Source organism: Salibacterium qingdaonense (assembly GCF_900114715.1).
In the GTDB taxonomy this organism is placed as follows: Bacteria; Bacillota; Bacilli; order Bacillales; family Marinococcaceae; genus Salibacterium; species Salibacterium qingdaonense.
Genome location: NZ_FOTY01000017.1, coordinates 37,850 through 58,719 on the forward strand (window position 1 = coordinate 37,850; position 20,870 = coordinate 58,719).

General features: G+C 46.8%; 19 protein-coding genes. 7 read left to right on the forward strand and 12 right to left on the reverse strand.

The genetic code is table 11. The annotated features are described in order from the left end of the window. Window positions 1-15: 15 nt before the first annotated feature. From BM058_RS12515 to BM058_RS12525, 3 genes are read right to left on the reverse strand one after another with little or no spacing between them, the layout of a single operon-like run. Window positions 16-393, reverse strand: a complete 378-nt coding sequence (locus BM058_RS12515; protein WP_090927389.1) for a hypothetical protein — start codon at window positions 391-393, stop codon at window positions 16-18. 12 nt (window positions 394-405) lie between these two features. After that, window positions 406-777, reverse strand: coding sequence for a carboxymuconolactone decarboxylase family protein (locus BM058_RS12520; protein ID WP_090927390.1), 372 nt, complete (start codon window positions 775-777; stop codon window positions 406-408). 24 nt (window positions 778-801) lie between these two features. Then, on the reverse strand, window positions 802-2,457 hold the full coding sequence (locus BM058_RS12525; RefSeq protein ID WP_090927391.1) for a thiamine pyrophosphate-binding protein: 1,656 nt from the start codon (window positions 2,455-2,457) through the stop codon (window positions 802-804). Between the two features lie 262 nt (window positions 2,458-2,719). Between BM058_RS12525 and BM058_RS12530 the strand changes: the two genes are divergently transcribed. Both BM058_RS12530 and BM058_RS12535 read left to right on the forward strand, forming a co-directional pair. Beyond that, a complete protein-coding gene (locus tag BM058_RS12530) occupies window positions 2,720-3,772 on the forward strand; it encodes an EAL domain-containing protein (RefSeq protein ID WP_090927392.1) in 1,053 nt (350 codons plus the stop codon). Continuing rightward, window positions 3,759-4,757 (forward strand): GGDEF domain-containing protein, encoded by a 999-nt coding sequence (locus tag BM058_RS12535; RefSeq protein WP_090927393.1) that lies wholly within the window; start codon window positions 3,759-3,761, stop codon window positions 4,755-4,757. Before BM058_RS12530 ends, BM058_RS12535 begins: the two co-directional genes overlap by 14 nt. A 163-nt stretch (window positions 4,758-4,920) precedes the next feature. Here BM058_RS12535 and BM058_RS12540 read toward each other — a convergent pair whose 3' ends face one another. Further along, window positions 4,921-5,760 carry a methyl-accepting chemotaxis protein gene (locus BM058_RS12540; RefSeq protein WP_245736985.1) on the reverse strand — a complete coding sequence of 280 codons (840 nt, stop codon included), beginning with the start codon at window positions 5,758-5,760 and terminating at the stop codon, window positions 4,921-4,923. A 169-nt stretch (window positions 5,761-5,929) separates the two neighbouring features. Then, window positions 5,930-6,679, reverse strand: coding sequence for an SDR family NAD(P)-dependent oxidoreductase (locus BM058_RS12545; protein WP_090927394.1), 750 nt, complete (start codon window positions 6,677-6,679; stop codon window positions 5,930-5,932). Between the two features lie 164 nt (window positions 6,680-6,843). Between BM058_RS12545 and BM058_RS12550 the strand changes: the two genes are divergently transcribed. Then, a complete protein-coding gene (locus BM058_RS12550) occupies window positions 6,844-7,455 on the forward strand; it encodes a class I SAM-dependent methyltransferase (RefSeq protein ID WP_090927395.1) in 612 nt (203 codons plus the stop codon). Between the two features lie 72 nt (window positions 7,456-7,527). On the opposite strand, the gene betA is transcribed toward BM058_RS12550, so the two are convergent. The 4 genes from betA to BM058_RS12565 all read right to left on the reverse strand — a co-directional run bounded on the left by betA (window position 7,528) and on the right by BM058_RS12565 (window position 11,390). Continuing rightward, window positions 7,528-9,234 carry a choline dehydrogenase gene (gene betA, locus BM058_RS12555; protein WP_090927396.1) on the reverse strand — a complete coding sequence of 569 codons (1,707 nt, stop codon included), beginning with the start codon at window positions 9,232-9,234 and terminating at the stop codon, window positions 7,528-7,530. A 330-nt stretch (window positions 9,235-9,564) separates the two neighbouring features. Next, window positions 9,565-9,711 carry a hypothetical protein gene (locus BM058_RS18300; RefSeq protein WP_177195546.1) on the reverse strand — a complete coding sequence of 49 codons (147 nt, stop codon included), beginning with the start codon at window positions 9,709-9,711 and terminating at the stop codon, window positions 9,565-9,567. Window positions 9,712-9,735: 24 nt separating this feature from the next. Next, on the reverse strand, window positions 9,736-10,908 hold the full coding sequence (locus tag BM058_RS12560; protein WP_245736987.1) for a PstS family phosphate ABC transporter substrate-binding protein: 1,173 nt from the start codon (window positions 10,906-10,908) through the stop codon (window positions 9,736-9,738). Between the two features lie 23 nt (window positions 10,909-10,931). Beyond that, on the reverse strand, window positions 10,932-11,390 hold the full coding sequence (locus BM058_RS12565) for a helix-turn-helix transcriptional regulator (protein WP_090927397.1): 459 nt from the start codon (window positions 11,388-11,390) through the stop codon (window positions 10,932-10,934). 196 nt (window positions 11,391-11,586) lie between these two features. Between BM058_RS12565 and BM058_RS12570 the strand changes: the two genes are divergently transcribed. Genes BM058_RS12570 through BM058_RS12580 form a run of 3 tightly spaced genes read left to right on the forward strand, consistent with a single transcriptional unit; the run spans window position 11,587 to window position 15,320 of the window. Continuing rightward, window positions 11,587-12,528, forward strand: a complete 942-nt coding sequence (locus BM058_RS12570; protein WP_245736989.1) for a MurR/RpiR family transcriptional regulator — start codon at window positions 11,587-11,589, stop codon at window positions 12,526-12,528. Then, window positions 12,491-13,417, forward strand: a complete 927-nt coding sequence (gene murQ, locus BM058_RS12575; protein ID WP_090927398.1) for an N-acetylmuramic acid 6-phosphate etherase — start codon at window positions 12,491-12,493, stop codon at window positions 13,415-13,417. The genes BM058_RS12570 and murQ overlap by 38 nt, the downstream gene beginning before the upstream one ends. Next, a complete protein-coding gene (locus tag BM058_RS12580) occupies window positions 13,401-15,320 on the forward strand; it encodes a glucose PTS transporter subunit IIA (RefSeq protein ID WP_245736990.1) in 1,920 nt (639 codons plus the stop codon). Before murQ ends, BM058_RS12580 begins: the two co-directional genes overlap by 17 nt. Before the next feature lie 665 nt (window positions 15,321-15,985). Here BM058_RS12580 and BM058_RS12590 read toward each other — a convergent pair. The 3 genes from BM058_RS12590 to BM058_RS12600 all read right to left on the reverse strand — a co-directional run bounded on the left by BM058_RS12590 (window position 15,986) and on the right by BM058_RS12600 (window position 18,886). After that, a complete protein-coding gene (locus BM058_RS12590; RefSeq protein WP_090927401.1) occupies window positions 15,986-16,939 on the reverse strand; it encodes an aldo/keto reductase in 954 nt (317 codons plus the stop codon). 223 nt (window positions 16,940-17,162) lie between these two features. Continuing rightward, complete coding sequence (locus tag BM058_RS12595; protein WP_090927402.1) at window positions 17,163-17,546, reverse strand: VOC family protein; 384 nt, start codon at window positions 17,544-17,546, stop codon at window positions 17,163-17,165. A 251-nt stretch (window positions 17,547-17,797) separates the two neighbouring features. Further along, entirely contained in the window at window positions 17,798-18,886 is a 1,089-nt protein-coding gene (locus tag BM058_RS12600; RefSeq protein ID WP_090927403.1) for a GntR family transcriptional regulator, read from the reverse strand. 255 nt (window positions 18,887-19,141) lie between these two features. Here BM058_RS12600 and BM058_RS12605 point away from each other — a divergent pair, with 255 nt between their 5' ends. Next, a complete protein-coding gene (locus tag BM058_RS12605; RefSeq protein ID WP_090927404.1) occupies window positions 19,142-20,755 on the forward strand; it encodes a xylulokinase in 1,614 nt (537 codons plus the stop codon). Window positions 20,756-20,870 lie beyond the last annotated feature (115 nt).

Consider the following 20,870-nt stretch of genomic DNA (forward strand, 5'->3'; position numbering starts at 1 on the left):
CACTTCCTAACTGTATTAAATTTTCATTTCGGGTATATCCATGAACTGGAGCGCATCTTCAAGCGTTGTGAACGCGCGTACTCTTTCATATGTTCCTGCCTTTTTGGACAAGCGGTTGAGCTGCATCTTCAAGGCGACGTTCGGCGCGACGGTGGCATTTTTTTCTACATTGTCCGACACCCAGCTCATCAATTCGCTCCATACTTCATTCACTTCCGGTTTCGCCACCGAATGAATATTGCTGTTGTCATTTAAAAACTTATGGATGCCCGGCTGATTTATCGCCCGTCTTACTACATCCGCCTGTTGTTTCGCTTCTTCAACTGTTTCAGCCATTTCATTGTATTTGAAGTAGAATACATCTTTATATGTCTTTGTCTCGTATTTTTCCATGATTACATCCCCTTAGTTGTCTTCTTCGAGTACTTCTTTAAAAATAAACAGTGCATGAATCGCTTTAGGAAATCCTGCATAAGCGCTGCAATGATGCACAGTTTCCATAATTTCCTCTTTGGAAAGGCCTACGTGCAGAGCTGCTCTGAAGTGGTAAGCAAGACCCCGACCGGCGTCCCCCTGCGTGATTAAAGAAGAAAGTGTAATAAGTGCCCTCTGTTTCAGATCCAGAGCATCATCGTTATAAACATCACCGTACCCGAATTCGAGCGCGAGTTTTGCAAGTCTCGGGGAAAATTTCTGCAGCTCCTCCATAGCGGCCAGGCCAGAAGAGCCTGCCATCTGTTCGATTTGTTTCCATCCGATCTGTTCTTTCTCTGTCATACTAATACCCTCCTTGCAGCTATTTCAGCCCCGCATCATCGTCGGCGGCGTTTCTTCTTTGTCTACCAGTATCTCGATCACCGTAGGACCTTGTCTGCCCATGGCAGAGCAGCAGGCAGTTTTCACTTCTTCCATTGTTGTGCAGCGGGCGGCGGCTGCGCCGAGTGATTCACCAAACAACGCTGCGTTCATATCTGTGTCATAACGGACGCCGGCTGATCTGCCGAGATTATTCTTCATTCCCTTGTCCACCATGTCCAGCATACCGTTATTAAATACGAAAAACAAAACGCCCGCCCGCTGATTCACCGCAGTAGAGACTTCCGTTCCATGCATCAATAAACATCCGTCTCCGGTGAAGCAGGCAATCTTCTTCTCAGGTGCAGCGATCTTCGCTCCTATTGAAAAGCCGATGCCGTGCCCCATTGCCCCGAACACATCATCAAAGAAAAACGTACCCGCCTGCAAGGTGTCAAAATACTTGATACCGTAAAACGTGTGACTGCCATCGTCCCCGTAAACAATTGTCTCTTCCGGAATCAGAGTCCGCAATTCTGCCATCACAGCTGCGGTGGAGAGTCTGGAATGTTTGACGTCTCCGTTTTTCACCACAGCTGCAGCCGCCTCTTCTTCATTTGACCAGTACAGTGCCAAATCCCGTATACCGGAAGCTTCCACGGGTTCTGCTTCGTCAAGAAGGCGGCGGAGGTTTGTTTTGGCATCCCCTTTTACAAACATCGTTTCAACAGGAAGAGACTTCCCGGCAAACGTATCATTATAATCAAGCTGGATGATTTTTTTTGGATACATCGATTCATTCATCCCCGCGATGGACATGTCGCTTAGAGTGGAGCCGACAACAACAAATACATCTGTTCCCTCCTGAAGATAGGTGCTTGCGGCTTGTGTCCCCCCCAACCCGAAACTACCGAGTGATAAGGGATGTTTCGTTGGGAACGTTCCTTTACCCCCGGGAGTTGTCATCACCGGAATATTCCACTCTTCCGCTGTCTGCCGGACTTCTTCATAGGCGTTTGAAATATGTACTCCTTTTCCTAAAAGCATAACCGGACGTTCAGCTCTGTGGAGTTCCTTTTCCATTTCCTTCAGTTTCATAGATACCATATGCTCTTTGATTTGAAAGGCAGGAAGCTCAAACGGTTCTATTTCTGTAGTCAGCACATCCAGCGGAATCGAGAGATGAACCGGACCTTTCTCTCCGGTAAGTGCTTTTTGAAAGGCATGCTGTAAATAGTTTTTCAAAGAACGGCTGTCTTCCACCTTGGCACTGAATTTCGTTACGGGTTTAAAAAGCTCTGTTAAATCTGTTCCGAACATACTTGAATCCTGTCCCAGTGCCTTTCCGGTTTCATATAAAGGCGGGTGTCCTGTAATAATCAACACAGGGGCATGGTACGCTTTCGCCTGACCGGCAGCCGTTAAAAGATTCGTTCCGCCCGGGCCCGACGTTCCTACAGCAACTCCGAGAGTCTGGTTCTGCATCGCATAGCCTGCGGCCATATAACCGCCGCCTCCCTCATGACGGGTCAACACAAAATCCATGCCCTGAGCTTCCATCTCCAGTATCAAAGGAACAACAGGTTTCCCCGGAATTCCAAACGCGTGCCTGCATCCTATTTTCTTCAAGTTTTCCACCAAAACAGATGCAACTTTTGGCATATATCTTTTTTCACCCTCCCGTTTTATGGTATCGTATAGTACTTATGTTACTTCCTCTTTATTATCGGTCAAAATATTACATTTTCAAGAGAAAAAGTCCAGTCACAGTGAAAATTCTATATTATCAAAGGGGCGGATGGAATAATAAGATTCCCCGTCTTTTTTGCGAATACGTGAATCATTTTTCCTGGTTTTTTATGCTTACGTCGTTAAAAATCCGGGTATGAAAGATAGAACGAACATATAAGCTGGAGGGATTGACATGAAGAACGGATGCGACATCTGCATGCCGCAGCACAAAGGATACACCATAACATTTAAAAACAAACAGAATATGGAGCCGCTTCTCCCTTATTTTTCTACCTTCGACAACAACGGGTGGATGAAAATAGATAATAGTACGTTCTGGGCAGAGGAATCGATTGTTTTTGATATACTGGATTACCTTGAAGCACACTTTGACACGTCAAACATACTGGCGGCATCCGCCGAAAAAACCAATCAGGCAGTCCATGAGTCCAATATGCTGCCGGTCTCTGCCCTGCATCAAAAGAAAGAGGCGAGCTGGATTGATACCATCATAGACGAAGATAGAATTTTATCCTATTTCCAGCCGATTGTCCGAAAGAATGGAGAAGATCTGGAGGTTATCGGACATGAAATCCTGGCCCGCGGGATGGCTGAAGACGGCAGTATTATTTCACCTTTTCACATGCTGGAGGCAGCCCGCACAAGAAACCGGCTGTTTTCGCTGGACCGCGCCTTCCGTCTAAAAGCCGTGGAGAACGCCGCTGTGGTTAAGGGGAAAATGATATTTATCAACTTTATCCCGACCGCCATTTACGTTCCCGAACACTGCTTGTCCTCCACCATTGAACGGATTAATAAACTCGGTATCCATCCCGGTAATGTTGTGTTTGAAGTGGTGGAAAGCGATGAAGTACAGGAACTGAGCCATCTGAAAAACATCCTCAACCACTACAGAGACTCCGGCTTCCAGTATGCCCTCGATGACGTCGGTACCGGGGTCAATCATATTGAAAAGACCGACTACCTCCAGCCTGATATTGTAAAACTGGCGAGGGAGCACGTAGACGGCATTACCGGGGACCCCGGCAAACAAAAGGCAGCCCGCTCTCTGCTTGAAACTGCTGCCGGAACCGGTGCAAAGACCCTCGCTGAAGGTGTGGAACGCAAAGAAGATATGGACATGCTCTCGGACATGGGATATGAACTTTTTCAAGGGTATTATTTTGCCAAACCGCAGAAAGAGCCGGTGCAGGCAGTAAGGGAGGCTGGTGATGACTGCATGTAAGTGGAACACCCCCGGCATTCTGTACATTATCCAGTTTCTGCAGACAAAAAGCCAGATTGCTTTTCTTTACATTCTATATGGTATTTTCGCGGCTGTCCTGGTTCTGGACAGCATTGTTCTGATCGATTTCTCATCGTATGTGATGGGAGCCTGGGCCGCCTTTGTCGCCGGAGGGAGCGTGGTACTCCATCACGTATTGAAAAAGAAGCAGACAGTGCTTCTCAGCGTTTATTTACTGTGCTGCATGGTGTGGTGGTCCAGCGCAGTCCTCTGGTCCGGCGGACTGAGCAGTCCATTGTTCTACTATGCCCAGGTGGTTCTGCTGTTGTATGCCTTGTCCTGTTCCCTGATTTTATTGACAGCCGGCGCTGTCTTCTACAGCCTGACAACGTTAGGAAGCCTGCTTTTTTATTCCGTCGGAACAAATAACGTCGTTGAGCCGCTGAGTATGATTGTCGTACATCTTCTCACGCTTGCTGCCGGTTTTTTTCTGTTGTATGCTGTCGAACATTACCAACAGACATGGAAGCACTGGAAGTATAAAGCAAACACCGATTATTTGACGGGGCTTTATAACCGGGAAGGATTGATGGAGCGGTGGGACCATACCGCACCGATCAGCGGCATATTCGGTGTTTTGGATCTGGATGATTTTAAGTCCATTAATGATCAATACGGCCATGAAGCGGGCGATGTGATTATTCAGAGGGCTGGGACTGCGTTATCGAACTTTATGGAGGATAAAGGGGCGGCCGGCAGAATCGGCGGGGATGAATTTGTCATGTTTCTTCCGGCTGATATGCCGGTAGAGGAGGCAGAAGCAGCGGTGGAACATACCATCTCTTCTGCCGGCACGGATCTGGATGCTTTTGTCGGTGCGTCCGTCGGGTTTGTTCCCTATCACAAGTACACGCATGACTTTCAAATGTTGTACAGCGCAGCGGACCGAAAAATGTATGAAAAAAAAGCGGGAGTTTTCAGCTGATTTGGCGGCATCTATCACTTTATTCTGCATGCCTCCAGGCAACGGAACACGGAAGCTCGATTCCGTTTAACCCCCTGCTCATCCAAAACAAATAAAGCCTTCGGTATCGACCGAAGGCTTTATTTGTTTTGGTTCAGGTGTTCTGTTCAGATGGCATATCCTGCTATAGAGAAACGTTCTCTTCCATGTATTTTTTCAGGTTGTTGGAGGTTTCGTTCAGTTTTTCGATCTCAGCCATGAAATCAGTAACCAGCTTTGCTTCTTCCTGGGTGGAAGTGGCAATGTCCTGAAAATCATTTTCCATTCTGCTGATGGACTGTTGAATTTCATTCAGCGTGTCTTCAATGCGGACTGTTGCCTCTTTGGAATCATTCGAGAGCTTGCGGACTTCATTGGCAACCACCCCGAAACCGGCTCCTTCCTTGCCGACACGTGCCGCTTCAATGGCAGCGTTCAAGCCAAGCAGGTTGGTTTGATCGCTGATTCCTTTAATAGTGGATGTCACTTCCGTAATATTGGAAGAATGTTCAACGGCGGCTTTGGTGTTTTCCGAAATTTGTTCGGTTGTCGCCGATAACTGCTCGGAATGCGCCGCAATATGCTGGACCTTGCTGACCAGTGTTTCCGAGATCGAATCCATCGACTCGATGATCGACGAAAATTCTTCCTTCTGCTTTGTGCTGACTGCCGCGTTCACCCCGGCAACAATTTGTCCATTTTCCTTGATTGGAAAAGAAATGCTGTCAAAGGGAACACCGAATTCCTCCGCTCCTACTTTCACTACTGTCGTTCCTTCTGCATTCACCTGCTTGAAATTCATGTAACCTTCCGGCAGCGGATCCCCCGGCTTGTGGCCGAAATTCAATTCGCGGCTCGGGGCATAGTAAAGATACTTTTCATGATCAAACACCGTAATCATCGTATCCTCGCGCAGAATTTCCTTAATATATGGGATAGACGTAATAAATGCCTGAACTTTATCAATTTCCTGAGTGGTTTCCATCTTAAAAACACCTTTCAACATGTTATCGATAATTATATCGACATGTTTCACGCAGGACTTAACATCTAGATCCGTTTCTGTTAAGAAAAATAAAATATAATATAATAGGCCTATTTATATAGAAATAAAACCCCCGTCACGTGTCTTGTGCGGGGGAGGACGCTCTCGGTTACTTTGTATTGGTGAAGCCGCCGTCGATACGGATAACTTCTCCGTTAATGTACTGCGCCGGGCTTGTCAGCAGGAAAGTGACCAACTCCGCCACTTCTTCCGGGGTTCCCAGCCGCTTCTGCGGAATGCCGCCGGCGGCGTTTTCTTTCATCTCCGGATTCGCCTCATAAAAGTCCTTTACCATCGGCGTTTCCGTCGGCCCTGGTGCAATCGCGTTTACCCGGAGGCCATCTTTTGCATATTCTGCCACCATGCTTTTTGTCAATCCAACGATACCGTGTTTCGTCGCAGAATAAGTGACAACCGAATCCTGTCCGATTACACCGGCACTTGATGATGTATTAACGATCGCTCCGCCTCCGTTGTTGATCATTACTTCTGCCACATAGCGGACTCCGTACATAGCACCGAGCAGGTTAATGCCGACAATCTGCTCGATTTCTTCCGGCTCTGTCTCGAGAAAATAGCCGCCGCTTCCGGAAATCCCGGCATTATTGAAAAAGTAATCTATGCGTCCGAAATGCTCCATCGTCTGATCCACATATTTTTTCACATCTTCTTTCTTGGAGACATCGGCTGTCACTGCAATAGCGTCGACTCCTTTTTCCTTTACCAATTCAACAGTTTCCAAGGCGGATTCTTCTTTCACATCCACCACCGAAATGTTTACGCCTTCCTCGGCCATCCGCAGGGCTGCTGCTTGTCCCAGACCACTTCCGCCGCCGGTAATAATCGCTGCATTACTCATTGTTCTGCCTCCTGTCATGTTGAGAAATCATTTTTATCGTACACCTTCCCAGCCATCAAGAAAAGCATAAAGCCCTCGATTACATCGAGTAATATAGAAAAATAGAAAGGAGAATGAGACACTGAAAAAAGAAAAAAGTATTTTTTATTTGAGGAGGACGACAATTGGATATCCAAAGGCAGCGGAAACTCTTTGACCGTCAGGCAGAGAAGTATGCCAGCCGCGCAGGCAAACGGGGGCCTGATCATAAGTGGCGGCAGAGGCTGTTGTCCAAAGCAAAAGGAAACATTTTGGAAGTCTCCGTAGGGGCGGGGACAAATTTCTCGTATTATCCCGGGGATGCCTCCATTACCGCGGTTGATTTCAGTCCTGCTATGCTGGAAACGGCCCGGGACACAGCGCAAAAACAAAACAAAAAGATGACAGAATTTATTTGCGGGAATGTCGAAACCCTGGACCTCCCTGAGCATTCGTTTGATACGGTCGTTTCCACCTTGTCCATGTGTGCTTACCCAAACCCGGAGCATGTCCTGCGTCTGCTGTCGACATGGTGCCGCAAAGATGGAGAGATTCTACTTCTGGAGCATGGGGTAAGTTCGAATCGTATGATTGCCAAGCTTCAACATATATTCGACCCTGTTTTCCAAAAGAGAGTGGGCTGTCATATCAACAGAGATCTTATGGCGCTTGTGCACCAAGCTCCTGTAACCATAAAACGGGAAGAACACGCCCTTTTCGGAGCGGTTCATCTCATTTGGGGCAAGCCGAACCCTTAACAGCAAAGACCGGAATACAGCCAAAAAAGAAGAAGGCACTCCTTCTGAAAGAGGCCTTCTTTATAAATTATTTTATTTCGCTTTTTTTTCCTTTTTCTGCTTGATAGTACCTGCATCTGGTTCGTGTACACCATGACGGTAGAAGTCAGCATCCTCAGGTCCCAGGGGATCGCGGCCGCGGATCAGGTCTGCTGCCTTTTCAGCGAGCATCAGTACCGGGGCGTGGATATTACCGTTTGTGATGTAAGGCATGGCGGAGGCGTCGACCACCCGGACATTATCAAGCCCGTGAACCTTCATATTATTCGGATCGACAACAGCCATCGGGTCGGATGCCGGCCCCATTTTAGCCGTACATGACGGATGAAGCGCCGTTTCCGCATCTTCTTTTACCCACTCCAGAATTTCCTCTTCGGTTTGAACAGAACTCCCGGGTGAAATTTCTCCTGAATTGTACGGAGCGATGGACGGCTGGGCCATAATGTTGCGTGTAACGCGGACGGCTTCCACCCACTCACGTCTGTCCTGCTCAGTGGAAAGGTAGTTGTAGACCATGCTCGGATGCTCTTTAGGATCTTTGGAGCGAATCTTCAATGACCCGCGCGCATCAGAGAACATCGGTCCGACGTGTACCTGGAATCCGTGCTTTGTTTCCGCCTGCTGGCCGTCATAACGTACGGCGACCGGCAGGAAGTGATACATCAGATTCGGATAAGGAACGTCTTCGTTCGAGCGGACAAATCCGCCGCCTTCAAAATGGTTCGTTGCCGCCGGTCCTTTGCGGCCAAGCAGCCACTGAAGACCGATCCACGGCATCCGTGATTTCTTTAGATTGGGCTGCTCCGACACCGGTTTCGGGCAGGAATACTGGATGTAGGCTTCCAGGTGGTCCTGAAGGTTTTCCCCGACACCCGGCAGATCAGCAACAGGTTCGATACCAAGAGAGCGCAGATGTTCCGACTCGCCCACTCCTGACAGTTGAAGCAGCTGCGGCGTGTTAATCGCACCACCGGCGAGGATGACTTCTCCTGCTGATACGTGATGGGTCGTTTTGTTCCGGCGGTAGGTCACGCTTTCCGCTGTCGTGCCGTTGAAATTAATACTCGAAACGAACGCCCGTGTTTTCACTGTGAGGTTGGACCGCTTCATCACCGGATGCAGATAAGCCCGCGACACAGACATGCGTCTGCCTTTGTACACATGCTTATCAAACGGGGCGAATCCTTCCTGACGGAATCCGTTCACATCCGGGATCCGGGAATAACCGGCATCCTCCGCAGCATCAAAAAAGGCCTGGAATAATGGGTTTTTTGCTGGGCCGCGCTCCAGCTTAACCGGTCCGTCATGACCGCGGTATTCATCATCTTCATTCGCTGCCAGCGCATTCTCCAAGCGTTTAAAATACGGAAGGCAATGAGCAAAATTCCATTCCTCCATCCCGGGGTCGCCTCCCCAGCGCTCATAGTCCAATGGATTGCCGCGTTGATAAATCATGCCGTTAATGGAACTCGATCCTCCGAGCACCTTTCCGCGTGCATGCTTTACCCGCCGTCCATCCATGTACGGTTCAGGGTCTGATTCATATCTCCAGTCGTAGAATGGTTTTCCTGCGGGGAATGGCAGAGCTGCCGGCATTTGAATCAACAGATCCCACGGATAGTCACTGCGCCCTGCTTCCAGAACTAGAACACTGTTTTTCCCATCTTCGGTTAGGCGATTGGCAAGAATGGAACCTGCACTGCCTCCGCCAATCACAACATAATCATAACGTTCGCTCATCATAGATACCCCCTCGGCCTAATAATTTAAAGCTGTATTCGTATCTTAAGAAAATCATTTTGTTAAATTTTTATTTAACGTTTTTAACATAATTAATTTACCACGGTATTTTTCTTTTGTAAAGGAGGTCTAAGAGAAAGAACGAGCAGGATTGTCTAAAAAAAGCACAGTACGAACCTTGACGCTTCACATTTCAGGGGAGCGGAGTGCATGGTAAGTATTAAACGCATTCTATGCCTTACTTTCTTCCTCGGATAAAGAAAAAGTAAGGCTTAGCTGCCGGGATGAAAATAACTAAGACAGCAGGGGGAATCTCCCGCTTCAGAAGTTTTACAGTTTACCTTTTTCCTCCAGCTGACCGGGCACCGAAAGATCCCGCGTTAACACGTTCCTTTCTTCACGGGAGACATCCCCTTCCATCTCCGTCAGCTGGTTTTCTATTTCTGTGTGTAACTTTTCGGCTTTTTCATGCTGCAATGCTTCTACCTGCTTGCGGTACTACTAAAACATGTTACGCAGTTCTTTTCTTTCCGAAATTGGCACATAACCTGTTTTTTCAATCAGAGACTGTCCCTGGTCCGATAAGATCCATGTAATAAAAGAATCGAGGTGAGGATTATCGGATCCGTTCGTAATCGCATAAAATTCACTCGTTAATGGATATTGATCCTGCTGGATAGATGGCTTATCCGGTTTCACATTGTTCACTTTCAAAAGCTTCACGCCATTGTTTTCTACCATCTCTGTGGCAAAATAGCGGTAGGAAAAACCGATCGCATTGCGGTGATTCCGGTAATCGGATGTCTTCTCGACAATCCCGCCCATACCGCTGACCTGTTGATCGGCAGGCGGATCCATAACCGGCGTTTCCCCCATCATATTTTGAAGCCCTGTCTGACTGCCGCTTCCTTCCGGCCGTTGAAAAGCAATAATATTCTGGTCCCGTCCGCCCACTTCTTCCCAGTTCGTGATGTTACCAGCATAGATCTGCCGCAGCTCTTTCACCGTTAAACTGTCCACCGGATTGCTTTTATGGACAAAAAAGACAAACGCTTCTTTTCCTATAGGAATCTGTTTTTTCTCCGGTCCAAGCTTTTCTTCCTGCTTATCGGATGGTCCCGCAGCAAAAATCATATCCACCCCGCCGTCCGCCAGACGGCGGTAGGCTCCATTTGTTTTGGAGACAACCACTTCACTGCGCTGCGTGCTGCCGTGGGGATAGGAATCTTCCGGATAAACGGCACGAGCAAAGGCCGCATACACCGGATATAACGCGGTAGCCCCGTCCAAGGCAGGGAGATTCTCTTCTATCGTATAGTCAGACGTTCCATCAAGCGAAGCGGCTTTTGTGTTTTGATGAAACGGTTCGTATGCTGTTAAATCTATCTCCGCACGCTGGATTTCAATATGACTCATGTAAGCATCGTACCCGGCATAACCGGCAGTAGGTACAACAAGCAGAAGCAGCGGAATAAGCACCTTCATACGTATCGATACACGGGAGAATACTCCCAGTATCCATAGATCCCCTGATATTAATACCGCAGCAGCAATAATGCCGACATATATATAGCCGCTCTGGGGAAAAATGAGCAAGGAAAAAAATACTGCTATGGCACCCGCAAAGCCAAAAATAATAGTAAAAGCGAGCATTCCGACTATTCGTTTAGCCACTTTCTGTCGCTCCTTTCCTGCTATCAGGAACCCTGATTCTTCAGTTCATCCAAGCGTTTTTCGGCGTCTTCCTTATTAAATGTGCTGTACCGCCTGTAATTCTCGTCGTCCAGGATGCGGTAATGATTACTGATTACATTTTGCTGCAGGCGGTAAGTGTCTCCTCTGGTAATCTCCTTCCACCACACAGTCCCCCCCATTGTTTTAGCCTTTGGTGCTTCATCATTTTGGAAAGCAACTAATTTAATAAATTCTACCGGATCGTCTCCCAGAAGCGACAACAGTACTTCACTGTGATTAAACAACCCGCATACTGCTACAACCGTGGTCCAATTTGCGGTCGTCCTCCCTTTTTCTATCTGAACAAGTGTCTTCTTTGAAATGCCAAGTATTTCCGCCATCCTGTCCTGGGTGTAGTCATGTTCTGTTCTTATCAGTTTTATCTTCTCAGAAATAAGAGTAATGGCTCTATGCTGATCCATCCTAAGTCCCCTTTTTCACTTTTAGTGTAATTATACATTTTTCATTTAATTTTTCAAACCTTGCTTTAAAAAGTTTCATTCGCACGTATTATACAGTACTCCACTTGTAACAGGCAGGAACAGTTTCGTTTCAAAATTTGAAATCATATACCAACATTAGTCACAAAATTGATTTTTCATACCAGAAAGGGATACTATGACAGGGAAAGTACTGATGCTGACAGCTAAGGAGGGATTCACACTGGAAGGGGTTCTTTACAAAATAAGAGAATCATTCAACTACGTTAAACCGTCAGAAGGAGCTGTAGCGTCCTTTATTTCAGAAAATCCGGAAAAGGCTGTATCCATGACTGTTAAACAGCTTGCGGAGGCAAGTTATGCCAGTCCTTCAGCGGTTATGCGCTTTTGTCACACTCTCGGATACAATGGATTCAAGGATTTTAAGTTAAAATTATCCGGCGATCTGGCCGTCAATAACTTACACGATCTGGAACAGGAAACACTGGCACCCGGGGACTCCATTGATAAAATAATGTCGGTTATCACCAATACAAATATTCAATCTCTGTACAGTTCCCTGCAGTTGATGCAAAAAGATCAATTTGAAACAGCATTTAATCATTTGATCCAGGCAAAGAAAATTGACTTCTATGGTGTAGGTTCCAGCTTTTTAATCGCCTATGATGCGATTCAAAAGTTCATGCGCATTAATAAAACCTGTACCGCTTACAATGATTTTCACATGCAAAAAGTTTCTGCTGTGAACTTGAACCACGAAGATGTCGCAGTTGCCATCTCCTATTCCGGGGAAACCGAGCAAGTGAACAATTGCGTGAAAATTGCCCAGTCGAAAGGCGCAAAAGTGATTGCTATTACGAAATATGCAGATTCCGAATTAAGTGAAATAGCTGACGCTGTATTATTTGTTGCCGCTCAGGAGGATGAATTCCGCAGTGCTGCCATGTCCTCGCGTATCGCTTCGTTAAATGTGATTGACATGCTTTACACAGCCTGTGCTTATGAAGATTACGACCGTTCCCTAGCTCATTTAAACCAAACGTACGACATAATTCATCAAAGCCAGAGGGAGGAAACACGAAATGTGCAAAGCAGCAGCTCGTACAACAGAAGAACGTAATAATAAAACCATGAACTTGGATGAGATGAGCACCCATGGCATACTACAGATTATGAACCAAGAAGATGAAAGCGTTACCAAATCTGTTAATAAAGAAATAGACCACATCGAAGAAGTAGTATCAATGGTCATTGACGCTTTCACAAGAGGCGGCAGACTGATCTATATTGGAGCCGGTACAAGCGGGCGTCTGGGTATTCTTGATGCAGTAGAATGCCCTCCGACATTCGGCACAGAACCGGAAAAAGTCCAGGGGCTGATTGCAGGAGGACAAGACGCAATGATGAAAGCGGTGGAAGGAGCTGAAGATGACCCCCAACTTGCAGAGGCTGATTTGAAAAACCTACATTTAACAGAAAAGGACACGGTTATTGGACTGGCTGCCAGCGGTCAAACCCCCTATGTTATTGGCGGTTTACAATACAGCAGCAAGATTGGTGCGCACACCGCCTCCATCAGCTGTAACAAAAACGCCCCGTGCAGCCGCTATGCGGACACTCCCATCGAAATCGAAGTCGGCCCTGAAATTCTAACAGGCTCCACCCGGCTAAAAGCAGGAACAGCCCAGAAACTAGCGGTCAACATGATTTCAACCAGTGCCATGATTGGTATCGGTAAAGTATACAAAAACTTGATGGTCGATGTTCAATTAACGAACCAAAAACTGATTGAGCGGGCTAAAAATATTATTTCTCTGGCAGCCGAAGTCGAGTATGACACTGCTTCAGCTTATTTGGAAAAATCTCATCAAGATCCAAAGGCCGCAATTATTATGATTAAAGGACAGTGCAGTTATGAACAAGCCAAGCATTATCTTGAACAGGCAGATGGATTTGTACGCGAATCTATCAAAATAGCTACCAATAAGGATGGTGAAACCTTTGGATAACCAAAAGTTAGCACAGTCAATTGTCGAAAACCTTGGCGGCGAAAACAATATCAGCAATCTTACCAATTGTATAACAAGGCTGCGGATTGATCTTAAATCACGCAGCAATGTAGATTTGGAAGCGCTTAAACAACTGGAAGGAATCTTAAGTGTTATCGACCAAGGTACCATTCAAATCGTTTTAGGTCCTGGTAAAGTAACAAAGGTTGCTAACGAAATCCATGAAAACACTACCATTTCCGTTGAGGTCGAGGAAGAAGAGGACAACAGCGAATTTGACATGGCATCTGATACAAAAGCATCTTATAAAGCTAAACAAACATCTATGTTTCAGCAATTATTCAGGCATATTGGCAATATTTTCGTTCCCATCGTTCCGGGACTTGTAGCCTCGGGTTTAATGCTTGGAATCGCAAATCTTATAACCAACCTCGCCAATCCCGATGCAGGAATACTGGATCCATCGGTTCTTGAGACAGACTGGTTTATGCTGCTAAGCGCTATCGGAAATCTCTTATTTGGCTCGCTTGGCGTATTTGTCGGTATAAACACCGCAAGAGAATTCGGCGGTACGATGGTTCTCGGCGGTATCACAGGACTACTTATTTACGCCCCTGTATTAGGGGACGTCGACTCCTTAAGTTTATTTGGTATAGACTTGAATCTCAGCCCAGGTCTCGGCGGCCTGCTCGGTGTTATTGCTGCCGCTTACCTGTTCACACAAATTGAAAAATTCACCCGCAAACGAATGGCAGATAGCCTGGATCTTGTTTTCACGCCACTGATCACCGTAATGGCCGGATCTCTTATAACCATTGTACTCATTCAGCCCCTTGCAGGCCTGTTGATGGACGGTATTACGTGGTTCCTTGTTGATGTCATGCTCCAGACAGGCGGCATTTTAGGTGGGTACGTCCTTGCCGCAACGTTCCTTCCGCTCGTTACTGTCGGTATGCACCAAGGCTTGATTCCTGTACACCTGGAGCTCATTAATCAATATGGATCCACTACACTTCTTCCAATACTCGCCATGGCAGGCGGTGGTCAAGTTGGTGCCATGATTGCTATTTATATAAAGGCGGAAAATAAGCGTTTGAAAAACACCGTCGCAAGTGTCCTGCCTGTAGGATTTCTCGGAATCGGTGAACCGCTTATTTATGGTGTCAGTCTTCCGCTCGGACGTCCATTTATCACAGCTTGTCTTGGTGCTGGATTCGGCGGTGCCTTCTTATCACTTTTTAGTGTAGGCGCCATTACCGTCGGTCCCTCCGGAGTCGTCCTGATTCCGCTGATTGCAGATAATAAATATTTACTATATATCATCGGTCTTCTCATTTCTTATGCCGGCGGATTTATCCTGACTTATTTGTTTGGTTATAAAGAAGAGATGGTCGAAAAACTTTACGGTAAAGAAACGATGAAAACGAAGGCAGCTACACCCACACAGCAAGAAGAAACAATTATCAACAGCCCTTTATCCGGAGAACTTCGCCCATTAAACGAATTAAGCGATGAAGTCTTTGCCACAGAATCAGTAGGCAGGGGAATTGCCATTTTCCCAAGCGAAGGAAAATTATATGCTCCAGCCGACGGAAAAGTGACGACTGTCTTTCCTACCGGCCATGCTATTGGGATCACAACGGATAATGGAATGGAATTATTATTGCATCTGGGACTGGACACAGTTGATATAAAAGACAACGTATTCGAGGTGAACGTCACCAAAGGAGAAGAAGTGAAAAAAGGCCGGCTTTTATGCACCTTTGATATGAAAGCCATCGCCGGAAAAGGATTTGACCGAACCTCTCCCATTGTTATAACTAATTCGGACGACTACACCGAAATTGCCCCTGTCAATCATAAACAAATAGAAGCCGGCGATAAATTATTTACAGTCAAATGAGATTTAAGTCTCGTGTTAAGGCAGGGGTGTCGGTATAGTCGAGTGTAAAAAGGAGAAATCTCGGCATGTTATTCTTTTCTGCCTGATAAATAAAGAAAAAGCGCCTCGCTAAACTATTCGCTTACGCTGCGAACGAGCGCTTCCCCCAAAGTACAACAAGTGCGGCATCGATTCGCTGGAGCTCACCGTGTCTTCTTTGCACTGGGCAGCGCCTTAGCTTTTTTTTAAAAAAGGTCCTGCATCTGAATTCGGGCTGCGGTTGTTACGGGCCGGGGTGGCTCCGTGGACACTAAATCACAAGGCAGCACACATAGTGTCCATAGAAGTAGTGTTTGGGGACACTAGGAGTTCCTCACCTGCAGATAGTGTCCATTGATTTCCGCCGGCATCCACCAATCCCTAATTTCAGCGGCGTAGTGTCCACCAAACGGTGATCCGTGGACACTACGCCTTTGTTTTTCAATGATAGTTTCCACGGCCGGAGGAACGAGAGTGGGAAGTGCCTCGCTAAAATACCCGGCATGCCCTGCAAACGGACACTTTTCCTTCAGAACACAAGGGAGGCATCAAAAGCCGTCTTCCTTTCCTGCCTGTAGTTGCATTCTCTTTCATAAAAAAAGGGGCTGTACCTTTTGATACAGCCTCTTTTTTTATGAAAAGTTTTTTTAATCCATTCTTTTTTCCCATCCGCCTTTAATGTCCACGCCGGATGCTTCAGCGGTTTCTTCGAGTTCGCTGATTTCCTTGTCGGACAAGGTCACGCCTGCAGCGGAGGCAGCGCCGTCCACGTGATGTGGTTTGGTCACACCGACAATCGGTACGGTGCCTTTGGCAATGGCCCAGGCCATCGCAATCTCAGCTGTTTTTACGTTATGAGTTTCAGCTGTCTTTTTCAAGAGTTGAAGCAGGTCATCCAGCTGTGCCATAACCTCGGCATTAAACGCGTCTCCTCGTCTTGTGCCGGGCTGCATCGGATGATCGGCATCAAATTTTCCGGACAACGCGCCCTGCTCCAGTACCATATAAGAAAAGAACACGACATCGTTGTCGCGGCACCAGTCGATAATGCCGGCATCTTCCGACGAGCGGTACAACAGACTGTAATGGTTCTGCACCGCAGACAGTCTCAAACCTTCTGCTTCAAGAATCGACGCCGCCTGTTTCACTTCTTCAAGATTGTGATTGGATACGCCGGCGTGCTTGATTTTACCGTTTTTCATCAACGGAATCAGCTCTTTCGTCCAACGATCCACATCGGTTGGATTGTGGATCCAGTAAATGTCCGTATGATCGATATCAAGGCGTTCCAGTGTCGTGTCAAGCGCCTTTTCCACCGGCTCCACGCTCATACCCGGCGTAAATTTCGTCGAGAGAAAAAGATCGCGGCGACCCTGCATGAAGCGGCCGAGCATCGTTTCGGCGTTCCCCATGCCGTACACCGCGGCTGTGTCCCAAAGGGTGAAACCAGCGTCCACTGCCTTTTCAAAGACCGGGCGCAGATCATCTTCTGTCAGATGATTGCCGAAAATGTCTTCGCCGCTGTTGGAGCCTGTTCCCCAGGACCATGTGCCGAGGGCGATAGAGGGAATATTTTCTTTCGTTAATGGTGTCTGTGCCATAAGTGACGCTCCTTTCGTTTCTCACGTGAATGGCTAACGTATCACTTCAGTCTGTATTTCCTCAAAATAAATGCTCAAAACGTTTTATCTGCAGTCGGTGCGTTTCCTGCTGCGGGCGAAAACGGGATGATTACGAGCGATATGGTGTCGATTGCGGGCGAAACTATGTCGAAATCGAGCGAAATCCTTCCTCTTTCGGGCGATTCCCCGAAACATACTATTCTTACTGCTCCACTATCTGAATCAAATTGCCGCACGTGTCATCGAACACAGCAACTGTGACACCGCTCATTTCTGCCGGCTCCATCGTAAATCTCACGCCTTGCTCCTTCAGCCGCCGGTGCTCCTGCCAAATGTCAGACACACCGAACATCGTGGCCGGGATTCCGTCTTCGAACAACCTCTGTTGGTATTCCTTTGCAGCCGGATGCTCGTTCGGCTCGAGCAGCAGCTCCGTGCCTTCCTGATCCTCCGGCGACACAAATGTAAGCCAGCGGGCGCCGCCTGCCGGCATATCATGTTTTTTCACAAAACCAAGTTTCCCGCTGTAAAATGCCTCTGCCTTTTGCTGATCCTGAACAAAAACGCTGGTTACTACAATCTTCATACATTTGTCCTCCCCGGGAATCTTAGGTTCATCGTTTTTCTTCCTGTTTCAACCAACCCATTCAACACTTTTCCTTCATCTTAACATACAGAATCAGACCGGCTTATTTTTTTCAAAACCACCGGGAGACCGCCAATGTGACTCCAGCCTGCACTGACATGTTATCCTCTCCTGTCTGCCAAAAAAGATACGACAGAAAATGATTCTGCCGGACCAGTCTGAGTGTCAAATTAAAAGAAGAGGGCGTCCATTTAATCTGCTGATTCTTTTATCGTTTCTCCAGGCATCAGCACCGGCTGGTAATACATTTCGTTCGGCAGGTTTTTTGCTCCCTGTAACTTTCTAATAACCCAGTCTGCGGCATCCCGGCCCATCTGCTCCTGAGGGTGGGTCAGCGTGGAAAGATTGATGTTTGCATTTTTGGCGATGTAAGAATTATCCTGGCCGATGATGGACAATTCTTCCGGAATGGCAATATCAAGCTCCCTGCACACACCTGCCACCTCCAAACCGACTTCATCGTTGTAGCAGACAATCGCTGTCAACTCTTCTTTATTTCGAAGCAGGAACTCCTTCAATCTATTATAAAGATCCGATTTTGTTTCTGTGGTAAAAGATAGGACATATTCCGGTTTGAATTCTAATTTGGCTTCTCCCATCGCCTGAACGTACCCTCTCATCCTGTATTTCCCCTGCAGATCATCCATTTTTGAAACAAGTCCAATTTGGGAGTGTCCTTTTGAAATTAATTCGCTTGCTGCAAGATAGCCGGACTGCACATCGTCCAGACATAGAAAAGGGACATCCAGTTCGTCGTAATAAGCATTAATCATGATGATAGGAACTCCTTGTTCCTTGAAAGCCATGTAATAAGCAATGTTCGGATTGTACAGGTTGCTTTTTGTAGGTTCAATAATCAACCCATCCACACCAAACGAGAGCATCGTTTCGAGCGCATCTTTTTCCTGTTCCACGTTATTGTTGGTACTGGCGAGCAGCAGGGAAAACCCATCATCGTTTAACCTGCTTTCAATACCGCGGATAATGGACGGGAAAATATAATCGGAGATGTAGGTAGTGATGACACAAATGGTTTTTTTACTGGAATTCAACCTCTGGTCTGCATGATACCGGTTATTAACATACGTCCCCGATCCCTTTTCACTTCTTAGAAATCCTTCATTCGACAGGTCGGCAATTGCTTTGCGTACAGTCTGCCGGCTGACATCGTATTGTTTTTGCAAAATGGATTCTGTAGGGATTGGTTTATCCTGAACGTACTCTCCGGAAAAAATTCTGCTTTTGATGTCATCTATAATAATTTGATATTTCGGCTTCATGTCATCCCCTGCTTTCTTAAAACTCCCATCTCCTTGGTGGACATATTCTATCACGGGTTCGAAGGTGTGAAAATGTATTGATAGATCAATTCTATTAAATTTGTACGTACAAATATTTATATCATTGACAAATGTACGAACATAAAATACACTAAAAATCGAAATTTATCAACGATATGGATAGATAATGGTGAATAAATAGTTGTTTTTTTCATCAATCTATGAAATCGTTATCAGAAAGGAGGAATGCTGCATATGAACAATGTAGATCATAAACAAGCTATTGTGAATGGGGAAACGTCGCTTGGCATTGAATTTGGATCGACACGTATCAAGGCAGTGTTAACTGATGATCACTTTGAAACGATCGCATCCGGCAGTTACGAGTGGGAAAATCGTTTGGAAAATGGATTCTGGACATACAATCAAGTCGATATGATTACCGGCCTGCAGGAAGCCTACAGCGATATGAAGCAGAAGGTGGAAAGCACATACGGCATCACGATACGAACGATTGGATCCATTGGTATCTCGGCGATGATGCACGGATACATGCCTTTCGATCATACGGGTGAGCTGCTCGTTCCATTCAGGACCTGGCGTAATACCACGACGAGTCAGGCAGCTGATGAGTTAACGGACTTATTTCAGCATAATATTCCGGAACGCTGGAGTATTGCCCACCTTTATCAAGCTGTCTTAAATGACGAACAGCACGTGCCGCGTATCGATCACATCACAACATTAAGCGGATACATCCACTGGCTGCTCACCGGTGAACGGGTGATTGGAACCGGTGATGCTTCAGGGATGTTCCCACTCGATGAAACCACCTTGGACTACAAACAGTCTATGGTCGATCAGTTTCATGAACGAATTGCGTCAAAAGAGTACCCTTGGAACCTGAAGGATATTCTTCCTGAAATCATGAATGCAGGCAGAGAAGCAGGAACATTAACCGGCGCCGGGGTCAAAATCCTTGACCAGTCACAGAATCTGCAGCCAGGCATCCCGTTCTGTCCGCCCGAAGGTGATGCCGGAACCGGAATGGTTGCGACAAACAGTGTTAGAAAACGCATCGGTAACGTCTCAGTCGGAACCTCTGTCTTTGCCATGATTGTTCTTGAACAGGACCTGTCCAGCATACACCCGGAAATTGATTTGGTTACAACACCAAACGGAAGCCCGGTTGCCATGGTTCACGCCAATAACTGCTCCAGCGATTTGAACGCCTGGCTCGGACTGTTCCGGGAATTTGGAGAAGCGATGGGACAGGATGTTGATTCAGACAAACTGTTTTCCGTCATGCTCACCAAAGCACTGGAGGCGGATCCGGACGGGGGCGGTCTGCTCAGTTACGGTTATTTCTCCGGTGAAAATATTACAGGACTTGAAAGCGGCCGGCCGTTGTTTGCCCGCTCTCCTGAAAGTACATTTAATCTGGCCAACTTCATGAGGACTCACCTGTTTTCGGCATTCGGGGCACTGAAAATCGGCATGGATCTCTTAACCAAAGAAGAGCAGGTAACCATTGATAACATGTTCGCCCACGGCGGATTATTCAAGACGCCTGTCGTCGGACAAAAAATCGTCGCCGCTGCCATCAATGCTCCCGTTTCCGTGATGGAAACAGCCGGTGAGGGCGGAGCGTGGGGGATAGCCATCCTTGCCTCCTATATGAAGAACAAAGATCAGAATGAAAGTCTGGAAGATTTCCTGGATGAAAAGGTGTTTAAAGGTATCGACAAGCAGGAAATTTACCCGGATCATCGTGATGTCGAAGGGTTCGAAACATTTATTGAACGGTACAAGGAAGGCCTTATTATCGAACAGACGGCTGTTGATCATCTGGCTCCGGATAACCGGTAGAATGTACTGGAAAAAGAAACAGGGGATCCCCGTTTCAGGGCAGCGTGGAGAGCGTTAACCATCTGCCCTGCCGTTTCCCCTTATACTTGTACGTACATTTTATGAATATTAAAAT